At 72.7% G+C, this 23,504-nt stretch carries 23 protein-coding genes and 3 pseudogenes; 18 read left to right on the top strand and 8 right to left on the bottom strand.

What is annotated here, in order from left to right:
- Positions 1-2: 2 nt before the first annotated feature.
- The gene (gene coaA, locus AC4IHM_RS12700) at positions 3-971 is read right to left on the bottom strand and encodes a type I pantothenate kinase (protein ID WP_490867179.1); all 969 of its coding nucleotides are present in this window, start codon (positions 969-971) and stop codon (positions 3-5) included.
- Between the two features lie 158 nt (positions 972-1,129).
- Here coaA and glmS point away from each other — a divergent pair, with 158 nt between their 5' ends.
- Positions 1,130-2,977 carry a glutamine--fructose-6-phosphate transaminase (isomerizing) gene (glmS, locus tag AC4IHM_RS12695; protein ID WP_490867178.1) on the top strand — a complete coding sequence of 616 codons (1,848 nt, stop codon included), beginning with the start codon at positions 1,130-1,132 and terminating at the stop codon, positions 2,975-2,977.
- Here glmS and AC4IHM_RS12690 read toward each other — a convergent pair.
- Together AC4IHM_RS12690 and AC4IHM_RS12685 are read right to left on the bottom strand one after the other, a co-directional pair.
- Positions 2,938-3,159: a DUF397 domain-containing protein gene (locus AC4IHM_RS12690; protein ID WP_490867177.1), complete on the bottom strand. Its 222-nt coding sequence runs from the start codon at positions 3,157-3,159 to the stop codon at positions 2,938-2,940. The genes glmS and AC4IHM_RS12690 overlap by 40 nt on opposite strands.
- Positions 3,160-3,166: 7 nt before the next feature.
- Positions 3,167-3,730, bottom strand: a pseudogene (locus AC4IHM_RS12685) (DUF5753 domain-containing protein); the annotation flags it as partial.
- Between AC4IHM_RS12685 and AC4IHM_RS12680 the strand changes: the two are divergent.
- Positions 3,727-4,290 carry a hypothetical protein gene (locus AC4IHM_RS12680; protein ID WP_490867176.1) on the top strand — a complete coding sequence of 188 codons (564 nt, stop codon included), beginning with the start codon at positions 3,727-3,729 and terminating at the stop codon, positions 4,288-4,290. The pseudogene AC4IHM_RS12685 and the gene AC4IHM_RS12680 sit on opposite strands and share 4 nt — an antisense overlap.
- Before the next feature lie 93 nt (positions 4,291-4,383).
- Here AC4IHM_RS12680 and AC4IHM_RS12675 read toward each other — a convergent pair whose 3' ends face one another.
- A complete protein-coding gene (locus tag AC4IHM_RS12675; protein WP_490867175.1) occupies positions 4,384-4,956 on the bottom strand; it encodes a TetR/AcrR family transcriptional regulator in 573 nt (190 codons plus the stop codon).
- A gap of 233 nt (positions 4,957-5,189) precedes the next feature.
- Here AC4IHM_RS12675 and AC4IHM_RS12670 point away from each other — a divergent pair, with 233 nt between their 5' ends.
- On the top strand, positions 5,190-5,549 hold the full coding sequence (locus AC4IHM_RS12670) for a darcynin family protein (protein ID WP_490867174.1): 360 nt from the start codon (positions 5,190-5,192) through the stop codon (positions 5,547-5,549).
- Between the two features lie 64 nt (positions 5,550-5,613).
- Complete coding sequence (locus AC4IHM_RS12665; RefSeq protein ID WP_490867173.1) at positions 5,614-6,297, top strand: siderophore-interacting protein; 684 nt, start codon at positions 5,614-5,616, stop codon at positions 6,295-6,297.
- Positions 6,298-6,479: 182 nt separating this feature from the next.
- On the opposite strand, the gene AC4IHM_RS12660 is transcribed toward AC4IHM_RS12665, so the two are convergent.
- Both AC4IHM_RS12660 and AC4IHM_RS12655 read right to left on the bottom strand, forming a co-directional pair.
- The gene (locus AC4IHM_RS12660; protein WP_490867172.1) at positions 6,480-7,958 is read right to left on the bottom strand and encodes an NAD(P)H-hydrate dehydratase; all 1,479 of its coding nucleotides are present in this window, start codon (positions 7,956-7,958) and stop codon (positions 6,480-6,482) included.
- A 78-nt stretch (positions 7,959-8,036) separates the two neighbouring features.
- A complete protein-coding gene (locus AC4IHM_RS12655; RefSeq protein WP_490867171.1) occupies positions 8,037-8,408 on the bottom strand; it encodes a holo-ACP synthase in 372 nt (123 codons plus the stop codon).
- A gap of 68 nt (positions 8,409-8,476) precedes the next feature.
- Here AC4IHM_RS12655 and alr point away from each other — a divergent pair, with 68 nt between their 5' ends.
- The 4 genes and pseudogenes from alr to AC4IHM_RS12635 all read left to right on the top strand — a co-directional run bounded on the left by alr (position 8,477) and on the right by AC4IHM_RS12635 (position 12,163).
- Positions 8,477-9,643, top strand: coding sequence for an alanine racemase (gene alr / locus AC4IHM_RS12650; RefSeq protein WP_490867170.1), 1,167 nt, complete (start codon positions 8,477-8,479; stop codon positions 9,641-9,643).
- 110 nt (positions 9,644-9,753) lie between these two features.
- Positions 9,754-11,002, top strand: a pseudogene (locus AC4IHM_RS12645) (alpha/beta fold hydrolase).
- 43 nt (positions 11,003-11,045) lie between these two features.
- Positions 11,046-11,493 (top strand): annotated as a pseudogene (gene tsaE, locus AC4IHM_RS12640) (tRNA (adenosine(37)-N6)-threonylcarbamoyltransferase complex ATPase subunit type 1 TsaE).
- 115 nt (positions 11,494-11,608) lie between these two features.
- A complete protein-coding gene (locus tag AC4IHM_RS12635) occupies positions 11,609-12,163 on the top strand; it encodes a hypothetical protein (protein WP_490867169.1) in 555 nt (184 codons plus the stop codon).
- Between the two features lie 24 nt (positions 12,164-12,187).
- Here AC4IHM_RS12635 and AC4IHM_RS12630 read toward each other — a convergent pair whose 3' ends face one another.
- Positions 12,188-12,361, bottom strand: coding sequence for a hypothetical protein (locus AC4IHM_RS12630; protein WP_490867168.1), 174 nt, complete (start codon positions 12,359-12,361; stop codon positions 12,188-12,190).
- Positions 12,362-13,315: 954 nt separating this feature from the next.
- Between AC4IHM_RS12630 and tsaB the strand changes: the two genes are divergently transcribed.
- The 6 genes from tsaB to AC4IHM_RS12600 all read left to right on the top strand — a co-directional run bounded on the left by tsaB (position 13,316) and on the right by AC4IHM_RS12600 (position 18,273).
- On the top strand, positions 13,316-13,969 hold the full coding sequence (gene tsaB / locus AC4IHM_RS12625) for a tRNA (adenosine(37)-N6)-threonylcarbamoyltransferase complex dimerization subunit type 1 TsaB (RefSeq protein ID WP_490867167.1): 654 nt from the start codon (positions 13,316-13,318) through the stop codon (positions 13,967-13,969).
- Positions 13,970-14,019: 50 nt separating this feature from the next.
- The gene (rimI, locus tag AC4IHM_RS12620) at positions 14,020-14,505 is read left to right on the top strand and encodes a ribosomal protein S18-alanine N-acetyltransferase (protein WP_490870820.1); all 486 of its coding nucleotides are present in this window, start codon (positions 14,020-14,022) and stop codon (positions 14,503-14,505) included.
- Positions 14,498-15,595, top strand: coding sequence for a tRNA (adenosine(37)-N6)-threonylcarbamoyltransferase complex transferase subunit TsaD (tsaD, locus tag AC4IHM_RS12615; protein WP_490867166.1), 1,098 nt, complete (start codon positions 14,498-14,500; stop codon positions 15,593-15,595). Before rimI ends, tsaD begins: the two co-directional genes overlap by 8 nt.
- Positions 15,592-15,846, top strand: coding sequence for a hypothetical protein (locus AC4IHM_RS12610; RefSeq protein WP_490867165.1), 255 nt, complete (start codon positions 15,592-15,594; stop codon positions 15,844-15,846). The genes tsaD and AC4IHM_RS12610 overlap by 4 nt, the downstream gene beginning before the upstream one ends.
- A gap of 170 nt (positions 15,847-16,016) precedes the next feature.
- On the top strand, positions 16,017-17,069 hold the full coding sequence (locus AC4IHM_RS12605) for a LacI family DNA-binding transcriptional regulator (RefSeq protein ID WP_490867164.1): 1,053 nt from the start codon (positions 16,017-16,019) through the stop codon (positions 17,067-17,069).
- A 184-nt stretch (positions 17,070-17,253) separates the two neighbouring features.
- Complete coding sequence (locus AC4IHM_RS12600; protein ID WP_490870819.1) at positions 17,254-18,273, top strand: LCP family protein; 1,020 nt, start codon at positions 17,254-17,256, stop codon at positions 18,271-18,273.
- Between the two features lie 34 nt (positions 18,274-18,307).
- Here AC4IHM_RS12600 and AC4IHM_RS12595 read toward each other — a convergent pair whose 3' ends face one another.
- Entirely contained in the window at positions 18,308-19,483 is a 1,176-nt protein-coding gene (locus AC4IHM_RS12595; RefSeq protein WP_490867163.1) for a class I SAM-dependent methyltransferase, read from the bottom strand.
- 90 nt (positions 19,484-19,573) lie between these two features.
- Here AC4IHM_RS12595 and AC4IHM_RS12590 point away from each other — a divergent pair, with 90 nt between their 5' ends.
- The 4 genes from AC4IHM_RS12590 (at position 19,574) to groL (ending at position 23,491) form a co-directional block, all read left to right on the top strand.
- Positions 19,574-20,515, top strand: a complete 942-nt coding sequence (locus tag AC4IHM_RS12590; RefSeq protein WP_490867162.1) for a polysaccharide deacetylase family protein — start codon at positions 19,574-19,576, stop codon at positions 20,513-20,515.
- Positions 20,512-21,204, top strand: a complete 693-nt coding sequence (locus tag AC4IHM_RS12585) for a polysaccharide deacetylase family protein (protein WP_490867161.1) — start codon at positions 20,512-20,514, stop codon at positions 21,202-21,204. Before AC4IHM_RS12590 ends, AC4IHM_RS12585 begins: the two co-directional genes overlap by 4 nt.
- 237 nt (positions 21,205-21,441) lie before the next feature.
- A complete protein-coding gene (gene groES / locus AC4IHM_RS12580) occupies positions 21,442-21,750 on the top strand; it encodes a co-chaperone GroES (RefSeq protein WP_010986397.1) in 309 nt (102 codons plus the stop codon).
- Positions 21,751-21,868: 118 nt separating this feature from the next.
- Complete coding sequence (gene groL, locus AC4IHM_RS12575; RefSeq protein WP_490867160.1) at positions 21,869-23,491, top strand: chaperonin GroEL; 1,623 nt, start codon at positions 21,869-21,871, stop codon at positions 23,489-23,491.
- Positions 23,492-23,504: the final 13 nt, after the last annotated feature.

The raw sequence follows: 23,504 nt of genomic DNA, 5'->3' as shown, positions 1-23,504 counted from the left end.
GGTCACAGCTTGCGCAGGCTCAAACGTTGCACCTTGTGGTCGGGCCCCTTGCGCAGGACGAGGGTGGCCCGGCCCCGGGTGGGGGCCACGTTCTCCACCAGGTTGGGCCTGTTGATGGTGCGCCAGGTGGTGCGGGCGTAGTCGAGGGCCTCCTCCTCCGAGACCTGGGTGTACTTGCGGAAGTACGAGGACGGGTCCTGGAAGGCGGTCTCGCGCAGCTTCCGGAACCGGCTGAGGTACCAGCGCTCGATGTCCTCGGTGCGGGCGTCGACGTACACGCTGAAGTCGAAGTAGTCGGCGAGTCCGACCCGGGTGCGGCCGTCCTTGCCGGGCAGCGCGGGCTGGAGCACGTTGAGGCCCTCGACGATCAGGATGTCGGGGCGGCGGACGACGAGCCGCTGGTCCGGGACGATGTCGTAGATGAGGTGGGAGTAGACCGGCGCGCCCACCTCGGCCTTGCCCGCCTTGATGTCGGCGACGAACCGGGTCAGGGCCCGGCGGTCGTACGACTCGGGGAAACCTTTCCGCGACATCAGTCCGCGCGCCTCCAGCTCCCTGGTCGGCAGCAGGAAGCCGTCGGTCGTGACCAGCTCCACGCGCGGGTGCTCGGGCCAGCGGGACAGCAGCGCCTGGAGCAGGCGGGCGACGGTGGACTTGCCGACCGCGACCGAACCGGCGACCCCTATGACGAAGGGGGTGCCGGACTGGGAGCCCTGTTCGCCGAGGAAGGTGTTGAGCGCGCCGCGCAGGCCGTCGGTGGCGCCGACGTAGAGGTTGAGGAGCCGGGAGAGCGGGAGGTAGATGTCCCGCACCTCGTCGAGGTCGATGACATCGCCGAGGCCGCGCAGCCTCTCGACCTCCTCGGCGGTGAGGGGCAGCGGCGTCTTGTCGCGCAGCGCACTCCACTCGGGGCGGGTGAGGTCGAGGTAGGGAGTCGCCTCCGGCCGCTGCCGGTGGGCGCTCCGGGGCATCGGGGAGACCGGAGAGATCACAGTCCATTGTTAACGGAGTTTGAACGGGACGACAGGTGGGCTGTGTCACCCCGAACCGATCACACCCCCGTGGGAATTTCCGATTTCGGGCACCGGAAGTCCCCTTCGTGGCCGAATCTGATCATAGGCTGCCGATTATGTGTGGAATCGTGGGATACGTAGGGTCACAGCCGGCGCTCGACGTTGTGATGGCCGGACTGAAGCGGCTCGAGTACCGGGGGTACGACTCGGCGGGCGTCGCCGTGCTCGCGGACGGGGGCCTCGCCACCGCCAAACGCGCGGGCAAGCTCGTCAACCTGGACAAGGAGCTGTCCGAACGACCGCTGCCGGCCGCCCCGACCGGCATCGGCCACACCCGGTGGGCCACGCACGGCGGCCCGACCGACACCAACGCCCACCCCCACCTCGACAACGCGGGCCGGGTCGCCGTGGTCCACAACGGCATCATCGAGAACTTCGCCCCGCTGCGGGCCGAGCTGGCGGAGCGCGGCCACGAGCTGCCCTCCGAGACCGACACCGAGGTCGTCGCCCACCTGCTCGCGGAGGAGTTCTCCGCCTGCGCCGACCTCGCCGAGGCGATGCGGCTGGTGTGCAGGCGGCTGGAGGGCGCGTTCACGCTGGTCGCGGTGCACGCGGACGCGCCGGACGTGGTGGTGGGCGCGCGCCGCAACTCGCCGCTCGTGGTCGGGGTGGGGGAGGGCGAGTACTTCCTCGCCTCGGACGTGGCGGCCTTCATCGCCCACACCCGGGACGCCGTCGAGCTGGGCCAGGACCAGGTCGTGGAGCTGCGCCGGGACGGTGTGACGGTCACCGGCTTCGACGGCGCCGCGGCGGAGGTCCGCGCCTACCACGTCGACTGGGACGCCTCGGCCGCCGAGAAGGCCGGGTACGACTACTTCATGCTCAAGGAGATCGCCGAGCAGCCGAAGGCCGTCGCCGACACCCTCCTGGGCCGCATCGACGACTCCGGCACGCTCAGCCTGGACGAGGTGCGGATCCCCGCCGGGGTGCTGCGGGAGGTCGACAAGGTCGTCGTCGTGGCGTGCGGCACCGCCTACCACGCCGGGCTGATCGCCAAGTACGCCATCGAGCACTGGACGCGGATCCCCTGCGAGGTGGAGCTGGCCAGCGAGTTCCGCTACCGGGACCCGATCCTGGACCAGCAGACCCTGGTCGTCGCGATCTCCCAGTCCGGCGAGACCATGGACACGCTCATGGCCCTGCGGCACGCCCGCGAGCAGGGCGCCAAGGTGCTGGCCATCTGCAACACCAACGGCTCCACCATCCCCCGCGAGTCCGACGCGGTGCTCTACACGCACGCGGGGCCCGAGGTCGCCGTCGCCTCCACCAAGGCCTTCCTGACCCAGTTGGTGGCCTGCTACCTGGTCGCCCTGTACCTGGGGCAGGTGCGCGGCACGAAGTACGGCGACGAGATCCGCGACGTGGTCCGCGACCTGTCCCGGATCTCCGGAGCGGTCGAGCGGGTCCTGGAGACCATGACGCCGGTACGGGAGCTGGCGCGCTCCCTCGCCCACAAGAACACGGTGCTGTTCCTGGGGCGGCACGTCGGGCATCCGGTCGCCCTCGAAGGCGCCCTCAAGCTCAAGGAGCTGGCGTACATGCACGCCGAGGGCTTCGCCGCGGGCGAGCTGAAGCACGGGCCGATCGCGCTGATCGAGGAGGACCTCCCGGTCGTCGTGATCGTGCCGTCCCCGCGCGGGTGCTCGGTCCTCCACGACAAGATCGTGTCCAACATCCAGGAGATCCGGGCCAGGGGTGCCCGCACCATCGTCATCGCCGAGGAGGGCGACGAGGCGGTCGTCCCGTACGCCGACCACCTCGTCCGCGTCCCGGCCACCCCGACCCTCCTCCAGCCCCTCGTGGCCACGGTGCCCCTACAGGTCTTCGCCTGCGAGCTGGCGACGGCCCGGGGCAACGAGGTGGATCAGCCGCGGAACCTGGCGAAGTCGGTCACGGTGGAGTGAGCGGGCTTCAGGGCGTCGAGGAAGGTGGCGAAGGTGGCGGGCGGGAAGGTGAGGGTGGCTCCCGCCGGGGTCTTGGAATCGCGTATGGAGACGTGGTCGGGACCGTGCGCCATCTCGACGCAGTTGTTGCCGTCGCCGCCTCCGGAGTAGGACGACTTCCGCCAGCTGCCGGGGGTGGTCACGGGCGCCTCACAATTCCTTGGCCAGCTTGTGGATGAAGTCACGCGAACGCTCGGGATCGAGTGACGCAGCCTCCATTCTACGGAAAAGCGTTCGAAAGACGTTGAGTTGGGCCTCTGAGTCGACGAAGACAGAGCCGTGCGGTGCGTCGCGAACGGCGGTGTCCAGTCCGGGTACCGCCCCACCCGCCGGCATCACGGTGTTCCAGGTCGCGCCGAAGTCGTCCAGGTCGAAGGGAATGACTCGCACGCAGATGTTTCCCGCCTCCGAAAGCTCCAGGACACGGGCGAGTTGAGCGCGCGCGACAACGCGGTTGCCGACCCTGATGCGAAGGGCCGCCTCGTGGATGACTGCTTCGTACGAGGTGGGGGCGTCCCCCTCCAGAACCGACTTGCGCCGCATGCGGTGGTGGACGCGCGATTCCAGGTCCTCGTGGGGGAGTTCGGGGATTCTTGAGGAAAAGGCGGCTCGGGCGTAGTCAGCCGTCTGGAGCAGCCCGGGAATGAACAGGAACTCCACGTCCCGCCGGAAGGAGGCGTGATGCTCCAGTTCCGTGATGTCCAGGAACGGTGTGCAAGGTCGGTCCCTGGTCGACCCCGGTCACCCGTCCCTTCGTGCTCGGCCCGGACAGTGTTCCGGAGATCACCGACGAAACGCTGGTGGCACAGGCGCCGGCGCTGGCGACGTTCTCCGCGATTGTGCACAGCGAGAGCCGGGGAATCAACGCCATACTGGATTTGCTGGCCCGCGGAATGCGGTCGTTCGACAAAGCCACGGCCATGTACTGGTCGGAAATGCTGGAAGTGGGCTTGGAGGACACTCCGGCCCGCGACACGTGGAGGGAGCTGGAGAAGATGGTCATTTCTTACTTCCCGGGCCGTGGGACGGTCTTCGAGGAGGCGTACTACGACGGAGAGGCCAAGGGCAAGGCTGCGGGCATGGCCCATGGCGTCCTGCGTGTCCTGGAGCGGCGTGGGCTCGCCGTCTCCGACGACGTACGCACCCGCGTCAGTGAGTGCACGGACCTGGACCTCCTCGACGACTGGCTCTACCGGGCGGGAACGGTCGAGCAGGCGGGGGAGCTGTTCGCGGGGATGCCGGACGAGCCGCGGGAGTCGCCCGCACCGGAGTGAGTCACGGGCCGTCAGCGGTCGTGAGGCGCACGCCAGATCGACCCGGCACCGCACGCCCGCTCGGCGCGCGGTGCCGGGCCCCGCGTCCGGGTTTCAGGATTCCTCAGATCCGAGGCCCTGGAGGAAGCTTCGTGCCAGCTCGTGCGTGTCGAGCTGCGCCGGGTCGCGGCCGCTCATGATCCAGAAGAAGACCGGTCCGATCAGCCGGCCGATCGCTTGATCACCGGCCGGCCGGGCCGGGTCGATGCGATTCAGGACGGCACTCGCGCTGACGCTGAGAACGTCCTTGGTCGCGATCAACTGTTTCACCGCCGGGTCGTGCTGCGCGGCGGCGAGCAGGGCGCGGTAGCCGGCTCCGGCCGGTGAGTGGGCGAGGAAGCGCACCAGCGCGTCGAGGTAGGACGTGATCTCGGCGAGCGGGGTGCGCGACGGCGCGACGGCGAGTTCCTCCTCGGCGTCGTCCACACACGCCTCGAAGAGAATCTCCGCCTTCGTCGACCACCAGCGGTAGACCGTCTGCCGCCCGACGCCCGCGCGCAGGGCGATGCCCTTCATGGTCAGGGCCGCGTAGCCGACCTCCAGCAGCAGGTCGTCGACAGCGTGCAGGACGGCCTCGCGCGCCTGCTCGCTGCGGGGCCGGCCGCCGCGCCCCTTCACCTCGATCATCCCGTCATGGTAGCGAGACAGCCTGACTGGTTATCGCCCTGACGATAGCTAGACACCGTGTATCGATACCCCCTATGGTTTCGAAGCACGGTGAACCGAAACCGGACAGGGAAAGCCGTGCGCGTCTTCGTCGCGCGCGGGCCTCCCGGCTGGAATCTGACCGTCCCGGCCTCGTCGAGGGCCTACGGCACCGCATCGCGACCACCGTCCGGCACCCCGCGAGGAGATCCTCCATGTCCGACTTCGAGCCCACCGTAACGGCGTTCGTCCTCCTCAAGACCAATCGCGCCTGGTTGGAAATGTCCGTGCCGGAGCGCGTCGCCGCCTTCCAGGAAAACGTTCTGCCCGCCATCAAGGACAAGGCCGAGGACGTACGTTGGCGCTACTACGACACCGAGTTCTACACGGCCCGCGTCACCGACATCTGGGTCTGGGAGGCACGCGATCACGAGGCTTTCCAGTTGGTCGTCGAGGCGTTGCGCGAGACGCCGTTCTGGGACCACTACTTCGAGATCGTCGAAATCCTCGTGGGCGTCGAGAACGCGTACGCCAAGCACTACGACCCCGACATTCTGACGACCAACAACGCCTGAGCGTCGCCCGGTGCTCGCCCCGCGTTCAACCTCCCGCTGAATACCTCCCGTTGAGGAGCCCTTCATGCCCGCTGTCCTGAACCCCGTCCTCGATCTTCTGACCGTACGCGGCACCGTCACCGAGGCCGAGCAGGTCACCGCCCGGATGCGTCGGCTGCGCATCGACGGCGAACAACTGGCCGGTCTGGAGGTCCAGCCAGGCCAGCAGGTGCGGGTCCTGGTCGGCGGACTCACCCTCCGTACGTACTCGATCTGGCACTACGACCCGTCCGGCGGCGTCGAGTTGTGCGTACTGGACCACGCGGCGGGCGGACCGGGCGCCCGATGGGGCCGCACCGTCGCACCGGGCGAACAGGTGCGGCTGCGGCGCCCCGAGGGCACCTTCACGCTGCGCCCCGACGCCGCCCGCCACCTCTTCGTCGGCGACGAGACGGCCTCGGTCGCGTTCGGTGCGATGCTCGCGGCACTGCCCGGGGAAGCCGTCGTCTCCGGGTGCGTCGAGACGGCGACAGCTGCGGACCGGCTGCCCCTGGCGGGCGGCGACCGGCTCGACTGGGTACTCCGGGGCGAGACGTCACTGCCGGACGCGGTACGACGTCTCGCCCCCGAACCCGGCGGGATCGCGTATGTCGCCGGGGAGGCACGGGACGTGCAGGCAGTGCGGCGAGCGCTCCAGGAAGCGGGGTGGGACCGACGCGCGGTCCTGACCAAGCCGTTCTGGACGCCGGGCAAGAAGGGCATGGACTGACGGCCGGGGCGTACGCCCGGGTCCGCCACCGGTGATCCACGGGTACTGGGCCCAGGCGTGGTGAGTTCTCGACCCCGCGGGGGGCGATGCGAGGGACGATGTTCCGCTCGCGGAGCCATCGACGCGGATGGGGACAGTCGCAGCCCTTGTCGCCATGGAGTTCGGCGGGCCGACGGCGCCGCTCAGTCCCGCACATCCCGCCACGCCCGGGGGATCGCACCGGCGATGTCGTGCGCTCCCGCCGGTGCGCCCTTCGCCGCGAACCGTCCCGCCAGCCCGTGCAGATACGCCCCCACGCTTCCCGCGTCCAGCGCCGAGAGCCCCGCCGCCAGCAGTGACCCCGCGAGGCCGGAGAGCACGTCCCCGCTGCCCGCCGTCGCGAGCCACGGCGTCCCCGTCGAGTTGACCCGCACCGGCCTTCCCTCCGCCCCGGTGACCAGCGTCGTCGCCCCCTTCAACAGCACCGTCGCCCCGTACCGCCCCGCCAGCTCCCGCGCCGAGGCCAGCCGCGCACCCTCGACCTTCTCCCGGTCCACCCCGAGCAGCGCCGCCGCCTCCCCGGCATGCGGCGTCATCAGCGTCGGCGCCGTACGCGCCCGCACCGCCCCGACATCGGCCAGTCTCAGCCCGTCCGCGTCGAGCAGCACCGGCACCTGCGCTGCCAGCACCTCCGCCACGGTCCCGGCGTCGTCACCGGCCCCCGGCCCGACCACCCACGCCTGCACCCGCCCCGCCCGCTTCGGCCCCTCGTGGGACACGAGCGTCTCCGGGAAGCGGGCGATCACCTCGGCCCAGGCCGGACCGACGTACCGCACCGCCCCGGCACCGCCCCGCAGCGCCCCGGCGACGGCGAGCACGGCCGCCCCCGGATAACGGGCCGACCCGGCGGCGACGCCCACGACCCCGCGCCGGTACTTGTCGCTCTCGGCATCCGGCACCGGCAGCAGCCGCGCCACGTCCGCGTGCTGCAACGCCTCCAGCTCGGCCGCGTCGGCCGGCAGCGGCAGCCCGATGTCCACCAGCCGCACCGAACCGGCGTACTCCCGCGCGGGATCGATCAGCAGCCCCGGCTTGTTCGCCCCGAACGTCACCGTCAGGTCGGCCCGCACCGCCGCCCCCCGCACCTGCCCGGTGTCCGCGTCGACGCCGCTCGGCAGGTCGACGGCGACGACGGCGGCCCGGGACCGCGCCGCCGCGTCGGCGAGCGGCACCGCCTCCTCGCGCAGCCCGCCCTTGCCGCCGATCCCGACGATGCCGTCGAGGACCAGGTCCGCCCGCGCGATCAGATCCCCGGCTGTGTCGTCGGGGCCGGGGCCGGAGCCGGGGCCGGGGCCGGCCTCCGTGATCCGGCCGCCCGCCCGGCGCAGCGCCGCCAGCCCTCCGCCGTGCGCGCGCTCCGGCGTGAGCAGCACGGCCGTCACGCCCGCCCCCCGCCGGGCGAGCCGCGCCCCGGCGTACAGGGTGTCACCGCCGTTGCCCCCGCTTCCGACCAGCAGCACCACCCGGCTGCCGTAGACCCGTCCGGCCACCCGCCCGAGCACCTCCGCGCAGGCGGCGGCCAGCCCGGCCGCGGCCCGTTGCATCAGTGCCCCCTCCGGCAGCCGTGCCATCAACTCCCGTTCGGCCGTCCTGACCGTCTCCACGCTGTACGCAGTCCGCATGCCGTCGAGTCTTCCCCGTGCGCCGCGAACACGCACGGTGGGGGGGGGACGGTTGTGCGGCGCCCCGTCACCCGGCACCTACCCCTCCGCGATCACCACGGCCGACGCCACCCCCGCGTCATGGCTCAGCGACACGTGCCACGAGGTCACCCCCAGCCGGGCCGCCCGCGCCGCCACCGTCCCCGTCACCCGCAGCCGTGGCCGCCCGCTGTCCTCGACGTACACCTCGGCGTCCGTCCAGAGCAGGCCCGCCGGTGCGCCCAGCGCCTTGGCCAGCGCCTCCTTCGCGGCGAAGCGGGCGGCGAGCGAGGCGACGCCCCGGCGCTCACCGCTCGGCAGCAGCAACTCGCTCTCCATGAAGAGCCGCCGGGCCAAGGCCGGCGTGCGCTCCAGCGACGCCCCGAACCGCTCGACCTCGGCCACGTCGATCCCGACCCCGATGATGCTCATGCCGGGCACCTTAACGACTGGCGCTGCGGCGAAAGCCCCGGCCGGGTGCTCTGAGAGACTGGGGCACGATGAGTGAGACAGCTGCTCGGCGGGACGCGGTACTGCGGGCCCGCGCCGAGATCGACCTCGCCGCCCTGCGGGCCAACGTACGCGCGCTGCGTGAACGGGCCCCCGGGGCGGCTCTCATGGCCGTCGTCAAGGCCGACGCCTACGGCCACGGCATGATCCCGTGTGCCCGCGCGGCCGTCGCGGCGGGCGCGACCTGGCTGGGCACCGCCACGCCGCAGGAGGCCCTAGCGCTGCGCGCGGAGGCCGGGCTGCCGGACGACGTGCGGATCATGTGCTGGCTGTGGACGCCGGGCGGCCCCTGGCGCCAGGCCGTCGAGGCCGGTCTCGACGTGTCCGTCGGCGCGCTGTGGGCGCTGGAGGAGGTCGCCGGGGCGGCACGACTGGCGGGGCTTCCCGCGCGCGTGCAGCTCAAGGCCGACACCGGGCTCGGCCGGGGCGGCTGCCAGCCGGGCGAGGACTGGGAGGAACTGGTCCGCGCGGCCCTGCGGGCCGAGGACGCGGGGCTCCTGCGCGTCACCGGACTCTGGTCGCACTTCGCCTGCGCCGACGAGCCCGGTCACCCCTCCATCGCCGCCCAGCTCACCCGCTTCCGGGAGATGACGGCGTACGCCGAGGGAGCGGGCGTGCGCCCCGAGGTGCGGCACATCGCCAACTCGCCGGCCACGCTCACCCTCCCCGAGAGCCACTTCGACCTCGTACGGCCCGGCATCGCGATGTACGGCGTCTCGCCCAGCCCCGAGATCGGCACCCCGGCCGACTTCGGACTGCGCCCCGTGATGACGCTGGCCGCCTCGTTGGCCCTGGTCAAGCGGGTCCCCGGCGGCCACGGCGTCAGCTACGGGCACCACTACACCACCCCGGGCGAGACCACCCTCGGCCTCGTCCCGCTCGGCTACGCCGACGGCATCCCGCGCCACGCCTCCTCCACCGGTCCGGTCCTCGTCGACGGCAAGTGGCGCACGGTCGCGGGGCGCGTCGCGATGGACCAGTTCGTCGTCGACCTGGGCGGGGACCGTCCGGAACCGGGCGCCGAGGCGGTGCTGTTCGGGCCCGGCGACCGGGGTGAGCCCACCGCCGAGGACTGGGCACAGGCGGCGGGCACCATCGCGTACGAGATCGTCACCCGGATCGGAACACGCGTTCCGCGCGTCCATGTGAACGAGTGACGCGACCGGGTGCCGCGTCCGTCCACGGCGTGACGCGCGCGGCGCGCGGTCAGGTGAATCGGCGACCAGGCGGGTTCCGCACAGCGGCCCGGCGAAGAGGAGCGGTGCAGGTGAGCGAGAGCAACGCGGCGTCCGTCGCGGCGGCCGTCGCCTCCGCCACGGAAGCGGCGGCCGGCGGCTGGCGCCGGGCGACCGGCATCGCCGGCGTGGCCATAGGCGTGGTCGCGGCGGGCGCCGCGGCCGGCGTGGCGATAGAACGGCTCACCGTCGGCCGCGGGATGCGCCAGCGGGCCCGCCTCGCCCTCGACTCGGCGGGCCCGTACGGCGGACTGCGCGGCACCCCCGGCAAGGCGTACGCCGACGACGGCACCGAGCTGTACTACGAGGTCGACGACGTTCGATCCGGAGGCCGAGTCCGCGCTCACCCGGCGCCGCAGGCGGCTCTTCGGCCGCAAGGCGCCCGCCCCGGTGACCGTCGTCTTCAGCCACGGCTACTGCCTCAACCAGGACTCCTGGCACTTCCAGCGGGCGGCCCTCAGAGGCCTCGTCCGCACCGTGCACTGGGACCAGCGCAGCCACGGCCGCTCCGGGCGGGGCGTGTCCCAGGTGCGGGACGGCCTGCCGGTCACCATCGACGAGCTGGGCCGCGACCTGAAGGCCGTCATCGACGCGGCCGTGCCCGACGGCCCGATCGTGCTGGTCGGGCACTCCATGGGCGGCATGACCGTGATGGCCCTGGCGGACGCCTTCCCCGAGCTGATCCGCGAGCGGGTCGTGGGCGTCGCCCTGGTCGGCACGTCCTCCGGGCGGCTCGGCGAGGTCAACTTCGGACTGCCGGTGGCCGGCGTCAATGTGGTCCGGCGGGTGCTGCCGGGCGTGCTGAAGGCGCTGGGGCAGCGGGCCGAGCTGGTGGAGAAGGGGCGGCGGGCGACGGCGGACCTGTTCGCCGGGATCATCAAGCGGTACTCGTTCGCGTCCCGGGACATCGATCCGGCCGTGGCCCGGTTCGCCGAGCGGATGATCGAGTCGACGCCGATCGACGTGGTCGCCGAGTACTACCCGGCCTTCAACGACCACGACAAGACCGAGGCCCTCGCCCACTTCGCCGGCCTGCCGGTCCTCGTGCTGGCCGGGGTGCGGGACCTGGTCACGCCCAGCGAGCACAGCGAGGAGATCGCCGACCTGCTGCCGGACGCCGAGCTGGTGCTCGTCCCCGACGCGGGCCACCTGGTGATGCTGGAGCATCCGGAGCTGGTCACCGACCGGCTCGCCGACCTGCTCGTCCGCGCGGGGGCGCTGCCCGCGGCGACTACCGTTGCCGGTTATGGAAGCACCAGCAGCACGGCGGGGCCCGGCTGAGCCCGCTCACGACGTTGAGATCACCGTCACCTCCCCGGAGCGGATGCGGGACCTGGGCCGCAGGCTCGCCGGACGGCTGCGCGCCGGCGACCTGGTGATGCTCAGCGGGGAGCTGGGCGCGGGCAAGACGACCCTGGCCCGGGGACTGGGCGAGGGACTCGGCGTACGCGGTGCCGTCACCTCACCGACCTTCGTGATCGCCCGCGTGCACCCCTCGCTGGGCGACGGTCCGCCGCTCGTCCACGTCGACGCCTACCGGCTGTCCGGCGGCCTGGACGAGATGGAGGACCTCGATCTGGACGTTCTCGCTGTCCGACTCGGTGATCGTGGTCGAGTGGGGCGAGGGCAAGGTCGAGGAGCTGACCGAGGACCGGTTGCGGTTGCGGATCCGGCGGGCCGTCGGGGACACCACCGACGAGGTGCGGCACGTGACGCTGACCGGCATCGGCGAGCGCTGGGCCGCGGCCGACCTGGGCGCGCTCGCCCGCTGAGCCGGGCGTTCCCCTCGCGGGACCGGCCCGTGTCGCTCATCGCGACCGAGTGCACACGTACTGCTACCGTCGCCGGGAAACCGATGCCCTGTGTACGACGACGAGGTGGTCGCCCGTGGCAAGCAGCAGCGCCGTATTCGTCACCGGCCTCACCGCGGCGGCCCTCGTGGCGATCGGTGTCCTCACCCACCAGGCCTCGGCCGGCGCCCCGTCCGGTCTCGGCCGGACCCACGCGAGCAGTACGCCCGCTCCCGGCGCCGTCAAGGCGCCCCGCGACCGGCGGCATCCCGAGGCCCTTCCCGCGGGGTCCGGGCGGGGCGAACGGGTGGTGTACTCGGTGGACGACGACCGGGTCTGGCTGGTCGACCCGGGCAACAGGGTGCGGCGCACCTTCGAGGTCACGCCCGGCGCGGTCGACCCGGCGCCGGGTGTCTACGCGGTCACGTCGCGGTCGAACCGGGTCGTCGGGACCGACGGCGTCCTGATCGAGCACGTGGTGCGGTTCACGAGCACGGAGGGCGTGGCCATCGGGTTCAGCGCGCCGGTGGGCGACTCGACGGCGAAGCCCGACCCGGGCGGGCGCACCGGCGGCATCCGGGAGACCCGCGCGGACGGCGACGCCATGTGGGCGTTCGCGACGATCGGACAGCGGGTCGTCGTGGTCCCGTGACCGGGTGCCCGGTGCCCCGGCCTCTCAGGCGGCCTCGCGGTGCTCCCCGACGGGCCGGCACGCCTCCGGCCCGGGTGCGGGCGGGGGCGTCGAGATCACGGCCGCGGCCGCGCAGGACGCGAGCAGCTCGTGCATGGACGGCCCGGCGGGCACGGGTGACTGTGGCCTCGGCCGGCTCTGCGCATCGTTCTCCGACATGGACGCCTCCTGAAGGTCGGGGGCGGGTGTGGTTAGGCATGCCTAACCACGAACTGACTACCATGTGACCACGCGCAACCCCCAAAACGCAACATCTTGCCGACACCTTGTCGGAACGTCCCCCTGACGAACCCCCGACGGGCCCACGGCCCGCTCCCACGAGGCCCGCCGGGCGCCCCTCGCCCAGGGCCCGCCGGCCGCCGCCGCGAGGCCCGCCGGCTGAAGCCCCCGCGAGGTCCCCCGGTTGCTCTCGGGCGTTCCGCCGGTCGGTCTTCGCACGGTCTGCCGGTTGCCCTTGCGAGGTCCGTCGATCGGTCCTCGCGCGGTGGTCGGTTGCTGCCGCGAGGTCCACCGCGTGGCCTCCGCATGGCCTGCCGCCCGCTTCCGCGAGGTCGCCGGCCCCCGGGGCTCGCCGGTCGCTGCCGGGAGGTCGACTGGCCGAGGCCGCCCCCGCCGGTCTGCCGGTTGCTCTTGCGAGGCCCACCGCATGGCCCCCGGCCGGTCTGCCGGTCGGCTCTCGCGCGGTCTGTCGGTTGCTGCCGTGAGATCGTCCACTGCATGACCCTCGGGCGGCCCACCGCATGGCCTCCGCATGGTCTGCCGCCCGCTCCCGCGAGGGCCACTGGCCGCAAGTCCGGGCACGGGTTGCCGGTTGCTCTCGTGAGGTCCGCCCGTCGCGGGCCTGGCGTGGTTTGTCGGCCGCTGCGACAAGGTCCGCCCCAAGGCCCCCTGCGGCCCCGCATGGTCGGTCGCCCGCTCCCGCAAGGTTGCCGGCCGCCCCCCGGGGAGCCCGCCGGTCGCTCCCGTGAAGGTTGCCGGCCGCAAGGTCCCGCGTGGTCTGCCGTACGGCTCCCCGTGAGGCCCGCCCCCGCTGCCGCAGGCGGCTTCGTTCGGGGTTGTCGTTTTGTTGGTCGGGCGTCCGGTGTGGGGCGTGCGGCGCCGTAGGGTGTTTGTGTGCTCTTGCTCGCTCTGGATACCGCCACGCCCGCCGTGACCGTCGCGCTGCACGACGGTACGGACGTCATCGCCTCGTCGAGCCAGGTGGACGCCCGCCGGCACGGTGAGCTGCTGCTGCCCGCCGTCGACCGGGTGCTCACCGAGGCCGGCCTCCGGCTGGACGCCGTCACCGGCATCGTCGCCGGCATCGGCCCCGGCCCGTACACGGGACTGCGGGTCGGCCTGATGACCGCGGACACCTTCGGGCTCGCGCTCGGCGTGCCCGTGCACGGCGTGTGCACGCTGGACGGCCTCGCCTACGCCGCCGACCTGGAGGGCCCCTTCGTGGTCGCGACGGACGCCCGCCGCAAGGAGGTCTACTGGGCCCGGTACGCCGACTCCCGCACCCGCCTCACCGACCCCTCCGTCGACCGCCCCGCCGACATCGCCGACCGGGTGGCGGGCCTGCCCGCCGTCGGCGCGGGCGCGCTGCTGTACCCGGACACCTTCCCCCGGGCCCACGAGCCCGTGCACGTGTCCGCCGCCGCCCTGGCCCGGCTGGCCGCCGAGCGGCTGGCGGCCGGCGAGGAACTGCCCGCGCCCCGGCCGCTGTACCTGCGCAGGCCCGACGCCCAGGTCCCCAGGAACTACAAGGTGGTCACCCCCAAGTGACCGAAGCGACCGAGCCCGCGACCCCGCCCGTGCCCGCCGGACTGCGCGAGATGCGCTGGTGGGACATCGACCCCGTGCTCCGGATGGAGCGCGAGCTGTTCCCGGAGGACGCCTGGTCGCGGGGCATGTTCTGGTCCGAACTGGCCCACGCGCGCGGCCCCGGGGCGACCCGGCGGTACCTGGTCGCCGAGGTGGACGGCCGGGTCGTGGGCTACGCGGGCCTGGTCACCGCGGGCGAGCAGGCCGACGTGCAGACCATAGCCGTCGCCCGCGACCACTGGGGCACCGGTCTCGGCGCGCGGCTGCTGACCGAGCTGCTGCGGGCGGCGACCGCCTTCGAGTGCACCGAGGTGCTGCTGGAGTGCCGGGTGGACAACACGCGCGCCCAGCGCCTGTACGAGCGCTTCGGCTTCGAGCCCATCGGCTTCAGACGCGGCTACTACCAGCCGGGGAACGTGGACGCCCTGGTGATGCGCCTGACCGACCCTTCCACCTCCGTACCGGGAACCGAGCGAGGAACCGACAACCATGCCTGACGAACCTCTGGTCCTGGGGATCGAGACCTCCTGCGACGAGACCGGCGTCGGAATCGTCCGGGGCACCACCCTGCTGGCCGACGCCGTCGCGTCCAGCGTCGACGAGCACGCCCGCTTCGGCGGGGTCGTGCCGGAGGTGGCGAGCCGCGCCCACCTGGAGGCCATGGTTCCGACCATCGAGCGCGCCCTGAAGGAGGCCGGGGTGAGCGCCCGCGACCTCGACGGCATCGCCGTCACCGCGGGTCCCGGCCTCGCCGGCGCCCTGCTGGTCGGCGTCTCGGCGGCGAAGGCGTACGCCTACGCCCTCGGCAAGCCCCTGTACGGCGTCAACCACCTCGCCTCGCACATCTGCGTCGACCAGCTGGAGCACGGCCCGCTGCCCGAGCCGACGATGGCCCTGCTGGTCTCCGGCGGCCACTCCTCCCTGCTGCTGTCCTCGGACATCACCTCCGACGTCCGCCCGATGGGCGCCACGATCGACGACGCGGCCGGCGAGGCCTTCGACAAGATCGCCCGGGTGCTGAACCTGGGCTTCCCCGGCGGCCCGGTGATCGACCGGTACGCGCGCGAGGGCGACCCGGCCGCGATCGCGTTCCCGCGCGGGCTCACCGGGCCGCGCGACCCGGCGTACGACTTCTCCTTCTCCGGTCTGAAGACGGCCGTGGCCCGCTGGATCGAGGCCAGGCGGGCGGCGGGGGAGGAGGTGCCGGTGCGGGACGTGGCGGCCTCCTTCCAGGAGGCGGTCGTGGACGTGCTGACCCGCAAGGCGGTGCGGGCCTGCAAGGACCAGGGCGTGGACCATCTGATGATCGGCGGCGGCGTGGCCGCCAACACCCGGCTGCGGGCCCTGGCCCAGGAGCGCTGCGAGGCGGCCGGCATCCGGCTGCGGGTGCCGCGGCCGAAGCTGTGCACGGACAACGGCGCGATGGTGGCCGCCCTCGGCGCCGAGATGGTCGCGCGGAACCGGACGGCCTCCGACTGGGACCTGTCCGCCGACTCGTCGCTGCCGGTGACGGACCCGCACGTGCCCGGCCACGGTCACCCGCACGACCACGCTCACGAGGCCGGCAGGGAGAACCTGTACTCGTGACGGTCGCGCTGATGTGGGAGGCCCGTGCGCTGCCCGGCCGCGGCGATGACCTGCTGTCCTGGGCCCGCGCCCAGCCACTGGCCCGCACCCCGCTCCGCCGGGAGACCCTCCGCGCCCCGCAGGACCGGGTGCTGGTCATCACATGGTGGGACGCCGACTACGACGCGGACCTCCCCGAACTCCCGGAGCCCGGCGGGGAACTGATCACGCGGGCGGTGCACCGGTGGCGGTTCGAGTCGCTCGGTGCCTGATCCGGCGGGCAACGCGTCGACCGGACAACCGGGGCGGCCGGTGACATCCCGTGCCGCCCCTCCCGCGCCCGAGCCAGGGGCGAATGTTTCGGCCAGGTATACGAATCTTCCGGGGTCCGCGGGTTGCCGAGGTCTTCGTCAGGGGGCTCAACGGGGTTACGATCGCCGCCATGACAACCCCGCAGCCCGCTGAAACCCCGACGCGGAAGCGGTCCGCGCAGACCGCGACGCTCGCCGAGATCGCGCGTGAGGCCGGTGTGTCGGCGCCGACTGTTTCGAAGGTGCTCAACGGCCGCGCCGATGTCGCCCCGGCGACCCGGGCCCGCGTGGAGGAGCTGCTGCGCGTCCACGGCTACCGGCGCCGGCGTGCCGAGTCGACCCGTTCTCCGCTGATCGACCTGGTCTTCCACGAGCTGGAGAGCGCCTGGGCGATGGAAGTCATCCGGGGCGTGGAGAACGTGGCGCGGGACACCGGGCTCAGCGTCGTGCTCTCCGAGAGCGCGGGCCGCCTCACGCCCGGCCGCACCTGGGCCGACCAGGTCGCCGCCCGCCGTCCGCACGGTGTGATCCTCGTGCTGTCCGACCTCGACGAGCCCCAGCGGGCCCTGCTCACCAGCCGTTCCATCCCGTTCGTCGTGATGGACCCGGCCGGCGACCCGGGCGCCGACGTGCCGTCCATCGGCGCCACCAACTGGCAGGGCGGACTCGCCGCCACCCGGCACCTGGTCGACCTCGGGCACACCCGAATCGGCGCGATCAGCGGCCCCACCCGGATGCTGTGCAGCCGGGCCCGGGTCGACGGCTACCGGGCCGCCCTGGAGACGGCCGGGCTGCCGGTCGACCCGGACCTCGTCGTGACCGGCGACTTCCACCACGAGGCCGGCTACCGGCAGGGCCTGGAACTGCTGCGCCGCCCCGACCGGCCGACCGCCGTCTTCGCCGGCAACGACCTCCAGGCGCTCGGCCTGTACGAGGCCGCCCGCGAACTGGGGCTGCGCATCCCGCAGGACCTGAGCGTGGTCGGCTTCGACGACCTGCCGGTGGCCCGCTGGGTGGGACCGCCGCTGACGACGGTCAGGCAGCCGCTCATGGAGATGGCCGAGGCCGCGGCCCGCCTGGTCCTGGACCTCGCCCGCGACGACGGCTCCACCGCGGCGACCCGGGTGGAGCTGGCCACCAGCCTGGAGGTGCGCAGCAGTACGGCGGCGCCCTCGGCAGGGTGACCGCGGCCCCCTGCCGCCTGCGTCCGCCGCTCCCGCCCGGGGACCGGCCCGCCGGCCGAGTCTGAGAATTTACGCAGAATGTCGGCCCGCAGGTGCCCGTTCCCTAAAATTCGGACTTATGTTCCTCCTGATGGGGCATTCGGGTGAGGACGCGAGCGGGACCGGTACGGGCGGGGGCGGGCGCATGGCGGCGCGGGACGGGCAGGGCGGGCGCTCCAAGGGGCTGAAGGCGGCCGGCCTGGTCCTGGCGGGCACCCTGCTGCTCGGCATCGCGGCGGCGGGCTGGGCCTACTGGCACCTGAACGGCAACATCAGGAGCGTCGACATCAACGGCGCGCTCGGCGACGACCGCCCGGGGACCGGCTCCTCCGCCGCGCCCTCCGGAGCCCCGGTGGCCACCGGCGCCCTGAACATACTGGTCCTCGGCTCCGACTCGCGCGGCGGCACGGAGAACCGGGAACTCGGCGGCGGTGACAGCGAGGGCGCCCGTTCGGACACGGCGATGGTCGTCCACCTCGACGCCGGCCGGACCGCCGCCACCGTCGTCAGCATCCCGCGCGACACCCTCGTGGCCCGGCCGTCCTGCCCGCTGCCGTCCGGCGGTTCGACCCGGGAGGCGAGCAGCGCGATGTTCAACACCGCCTACGCCCTGGGCGGGCCGGTCTGCGCGGTCAAGACCGTCGAGGCGCTCACCGAGGTGCGCATGGACCACTACGTCGAGATCGACTTCTCCGGCTTCGCCAAGCTGGTCGACGCGCTCGGCGGGGTCACCGTCACCACGGACGTGGACATCGACGACGACAAGAGCCACCTGCACCTGGACGCCGGCACCCATCACCTCGACGGCACCGAGGCCCTCGGCCTGGCCCGCACCCGGTACGGACTGGAGGGCGGCAGCGACCTCGCCCGGATAGAGCTCCAGCACAAGCTCGTCAAGGCCCTGCTGGAGCAGATCTCCGCCACCGACCTGCTCACCGACCCCGCCCGGCTGTACCAGGTCGCCGACGCGGTCACCGGCAGCCTGACCACCGACACCGGCCTGGACTCGCTGGGCGAGCTGACGGGCCTCGGCCGCAGCCTGGGCGGCCTGTCGGCGGACGACGTACGCACGGTGACGATGCCGGTCGACCCGGCCCCCTGGGACGCCAACCGGGTGGTCGCCCGCGAACCGGAGGCCACCGAACTGTGGGAGTCGCTGCGCTGAGAGGCTCTTCCGACCTCTCCCGCCGCCCCAGGCCCTAGCGGACCGGGCGGCCGATCAGCATCGCCGGGGCCCCCGCGACGCGGGTCAGGAAGACGGTGGCCGCGTTCGGACCCCGTGGGCCGACCCTGCGCCGCAGTTCCTCCGGCTCGACCGCCGAGCCCCGCTTCTTCACGGTCAGCGTGCCGACCTCGCGCTCCCGCAGCAGCGCCTTCAGCTTCTTGAGGTTGAAGGGCATCCGGTCGGTGATCTCGTACGCCGTCGCGTACGGCGTCGGACGCAGGTCGTCCGCGGTGACGTACGCGATGGTCGCGTCGAGCAGACCGCCGCCGACCCGCTCGGCGACCTCGGCGACCAGATGGGCGCGGATGACGGCGCCGTCGGGCTCGTACAGATACCGGCCGGGGGTGCGGACCTCCGGGTCGGGCAGGCCGGTGCCGAGCAGGGTGCGGGGCCCCGGCAGCAGGGTGGCCCGCACCGCACCGGGCGTGCCGCCGAACCACAGCACCGCCTCCTTCACGTCGCCGCCGTCCGAGATCCACTCGGCCTCCGCGTCGGCGGGCACCGCCTCGTGCGGGATGCCGGGCGCGACCTTGAGAGCGGCGGCGCGGGATGCCGTACGGGCCGCCTCCACGGCCCAGGACAGCGGCGGCGAGTAGGCCTCGGGGTCGAAGATCCTCCCCCGTCCGCCGCGCCGCGCCGGGTCCACGAACACGGCGTCGTACCCGCCCGTGTCCACCTCCGTGACATCCGCCTCGCGCACCTCGATCAGGTCCTCGAGACCCAGCGCCCCGGCGTTGGCACGGGCCGCGGCGGCGGTCGCCGGGTCGCGGTCGACGGCCAGCACCCGGATGCCCGCGCGGGCCAGCGCGATCGCGTCGCCCCCGATCCCGCAGCACAGGTCGGCGACGGAGGTCACGCCCAGGGCCGTCAGCCGCCGCGCCCGGTAGGCGGCCACGCTCGCCCGCGTGGACTGCTCGACCCCGTCGGGGGTGAAGAACATCCGCCCGGCGTCCCCGGCGCCGAACTTCGCCACCGCCCGCTGCCGCAGCCGCGCCTGCCCGAGCGCCGCCGACACCAGCTCGACGGGATGCGTGCGCCGCAGCCGGGTGGCGACGGCCAACTCCCGTGCGGGGTCGGTGTCGCGCACCTCGTCGAGGAGCGCGCGGCCTTCGGGGGTGAGCAGGGTGCGCAGGGCGTGGAGGTCGTTCACCGCCTCATTGTGGGCCAGTCGGTGGACGGTGCGCTTCCGGCGTGGTGTCGGGCGGGGTCCGGTGGTCGGGGACTGCGAGGATCCGGCACCATGCGACAAGTCGTACAAAATGACAAAAGCAGGTCGTCGCGGACCTTCCGGACGACACCCACCGGACTGCGCGGGCGCGGCGTCACCGCCGCGGTGCTCGCCGTCGCCGCCCTCGCCTCCGGCTGTGCGCAGGAGACCTCCGGGACGCGGGGCGCCGGCGGCCAGCAGCCCGCACAGGCGCCACCGGCCCGCGCGGCCGACGGCGCGGGCGAGGCGCGCGCGGCCCAGGCCGCCCGGGTCGCCGCCGCCAAGCGCTGGAGCCTGAAGAAGGTCCCGCTGGCGGCCCCGCCGCCCCCCGCCGACAAGCCCCGGATCAAGGCGCGCGAGGGCTTCGAGGTGGCCGGCCAGGAGAACCTCCCGCCGGTCTTCACCACGGTCCCCACCAAGGAGAAGATCGTCTTCCTCACCATCGACGACGGGGCCGAGAAGGACCCCGAGTTCCTGCGGATGATGAGCGAGCTGAAGATCCCGTACACCGCCTTCCTCACCGACGAGGAGATCAAGGACGACTACGGCTACTTCAAGAAGATGCAGGCCCAGGGGGTCACCCTCAACAACCACACCCTGAGCCACCCCTACCTGCCCGGCCTCACCTACGAGGAGCAGAAGCGGGAGATCTGCGGCATGCAGGACGTGATGGAGAAGCGCTACGGCAAGCGCCCCGCCCTCTTCCGCCCGCCCTTCGGCAACTACAACCGCGACACCCTGCGCGCCGCCAAGTCCTGCGGCATCGCGTACGCGCCGATCTGGAGCGAGGAGGTCTACGTCGACCACTGGGAGTACCGCGAGTGGGACCGGGCCCTGCACCCCGGGGACATCGTCCTCACGCACTTCCGGGGCCGTGCGGACTGGGACGGCACGATGACCGACCTGGTCCGCCGCTTCCTGGAGAAGGTCACCGCCGAGGGGTACGCGGTGGCCAGACTGGAGGACTACCTGTGAGGCGGGGGCGGTTCCGGACGGCCGGGGCCGCCCTGGCCGTCGTCCTGGTCGCCGGCTGCGGCCGGCTCACCGGCCCCGCCGACCGCCCCGCGGCCCCGGAGCCCGCCCAGGGCGGCGACCGGGGGCAAGGGCTGCCGCCGGTCGTGGACCGCGTCCGCACCGCCGACCGGGTCGTCTTCCTCACCTACGGCGACGGCGCCGAGCGCGACCCCCGCCTCACCGACCTGATCCGGGAACGGCGGCTCCCGGTCACCCTGTTCCTCACCGACACCGTCGCGGGGCCGGCGTACGGCCGACTCGCCGGGCTGCGCTCGGTCGGCGCGAGCCTGCAGAACCACACCCTCGAGAACCGTTCCCTGCGCGGCCTGCCCTACGCCGGCCAGCGCGCCGAGGTCTGCGGCCAGCAGACCAAGCTCAAGTCCCGCTTCGGCGTCAGCCCCCGCCTCTTCCGCCCGCCCCACGGCACGTACGACACCACGACCCTGCGCGCCGCCGCCGACTGCGGCATCACGGCCCTCGTCCTGTGGCGGGCGGCCCTCGGCCCCGACGGCACCCTCGCCTACACCCGCGGCGACCACCGCCTGCGGCCCGGCGACATCGTGGCCGCCGACCCGGCCGGTACGGAACGTCTGCTGGCGGAGATCGAGGCGCAGGGGCTGCGGGTGGGGCGCCTGGAGGACTACCTGTGACCCGGTGAGTGGCCTCGACGCCGGCCGGTGTCCACCGGAAAACCTCGCCGACTCGCCGTCGGCATTGGCACTCCGCTTGACCGAGTGCTAATCGCGGTCATAGTCTCAGGTCTGGCACTCCCCACCGGAGAGTGCCAACAACGCGACGGGCAGGTCCGGCACCCGCGACGACGGATCGACCTGGTCGCCACCTCAGACAGTTAACCCCGTGAGATCTCCGAAGGGGGAGGTCGGATCGTGACGACCGCCAGCTCCAAGGTTGCCATCAAGCCGCTCGAGGACCGCATTGTGGTCCAGCCGCTCGACGCCGAGCAGACCACGGCTTCGGGCCTGGTCATTCCGGACACCGCCAAGGAGAAGCCCCAGGAGGGCGTCGTCCTGGCCGTGGGTCCGGGCCGCTTCGAGGACGGCAACCGTCTTCCGCTCGACGTCACCGTCGGCGACGTTGTGCTCTACAGCAAGTACGGCGGCACCGAAGTGAAGTACAACGGCGAGGAGTACCTCGTCCTCTCGGCCCGCGACGTGCTCGCGATCGTCGAGAAGTAGTTCACCGAAGCACCCTGCTTTCCAGCTGCGCCCCTGGCTCCCGCGACCATAAAAAGCCGGGCGTCGGGGGCGCAGTGCCGTATAACCCCAAGATTTCCGGAAGAGGGCTCACGCTCCCATGGCGAAGATCCTGAAGTTCGACGAGGACGCCCGTCGCGCCCTCGAGCGCGGCGTCAACAAGCTCGCCGACACGGTGAAGGTGACGATCGGCCCCAAGGGCCGCAACGTCGTCATCGACAAGAAGTTCGGCGCTCCCACCATCACCAACGACGGCGTCACCATCGCCCGCGAGGTCGAGGTCGAGGACCCGTACGAGAACCTCGGTGCCCAGCTGGTGAAGGAGGTGGCGACCAAGACCAACGACATCGCGGGCGACGGCACCACCACCGCCACCGTGCTGGCCCAGGCGCTGGTCCGCGAGGGCCTGCGGAACGTCGCGGCCGGCGCCTCCCCGGCGCTGCTGAAGAAGGGCATCGACGCGGCCGTCGCCGCCGTGTCCGAGGACCTCCTCGCCACCGCGCGCCCGATCGACGAGAAGTCCGACATCGCCGCCGTGGCCGCGCTGTCCGCCCAGGACCAGCAGGTCGGCGAGCTGATCGCCGAGGCGATGGACAAGGTCGGCAAGGACGGTGTCATCACCGTCGAGGAGTCCAACACCTTCGGTCTGGAGCTGGACTTCACCGAGGGCATGGCCTTCGACAAGGGCTACCTGTCGCCGTACTTCGTGACGGACCAGGAGCGCATGGAGGCCGTCCTCGAGGACCCGTACATCCTGATCAACCAGGGCAAGATCTCCTCCATCGCGGACCTGCTGCCGCTGCTGGAGAAGGTCATCCAGGCCAACGCCTCCAAGCCGCTGCTGATCATCGCCGAGGACCTGGAGGGCGAGGCGCTCTCCACCCTCGTCGTGAACAAGATCCGCGGCACCTTCAACGCCGTCGCGGTGAAGGCCCCGGGCTTCGGCGACCGCCGCAAGGCGATGCTCCAGGACATGGCCGTCCTCACCGGCGCCACCGTCATCTCCGAGGAGGTCGGCCTCAAGCTCGACCAGGTCGGCCTGGACGTGCTCGGCACCGCCCGCCGCATCACCGTCACCAAGGACGACACCACGATCGTCGACGGTGCCGGCAAGCGCGACGAGGTCGACGGCCGCATCGCCCAGATCAAGGCCGAGATCGAGTCCACGGACTCCGACTGGGACCGCGAGAAGCTCCAGGAGCGCCTCGCGAAGCTGGCCGGCGGCGTGTGCGTGATCAAGGTCGGCGCCGCCACCGAGGTGGAGCTGAAGGAGCGCAAGCACCGTCTGGAGGACGCCATCTCCGCGACCCGCGCCGCGGTCGAGGAGGGCATCGTCTCCGGCGGCGGCTCCGCGCTGGTCCACGCCGTCAAGGTCCTCGAGGGCAACCTCGGCAAGACCGGCGACGAGGCCACCGGTGTCGCGGTCGTCCGCCGCGCCGCCGTCGAGCCGCTGCGCTGGATCGCCGAGAACGCCGGCCTGGAGGGCTACGTCATCACCTCCAAGGTCGCCGAGCTGGACAAGGGCCAGGGCTTCAACGCCGCCACCGGCGAGTACGGCGACCTGGTCAAGGCCGGCGTCATCGACCCGGTCAAGGTCACCCGCTCCGCCCTGGAGAACGCCGCCTCCATCGCCTCCCTCCTCCTGACGACCGAGACCCTGGTCGTCGAGAAGAAGGAAGAGGAGGAGCCGGCCGCCGGCCACAGCCACGGCCACTCCCACTGAGCGCTGCGCCGAG

It is taken from the genome of Streptomyces sp. SL06, from assembly GCF_058244745.1.
Note: the sequence above shows the minus strand (reverse complement) of the source record. Positions and strands in the feature narration are given on the sequence as shown.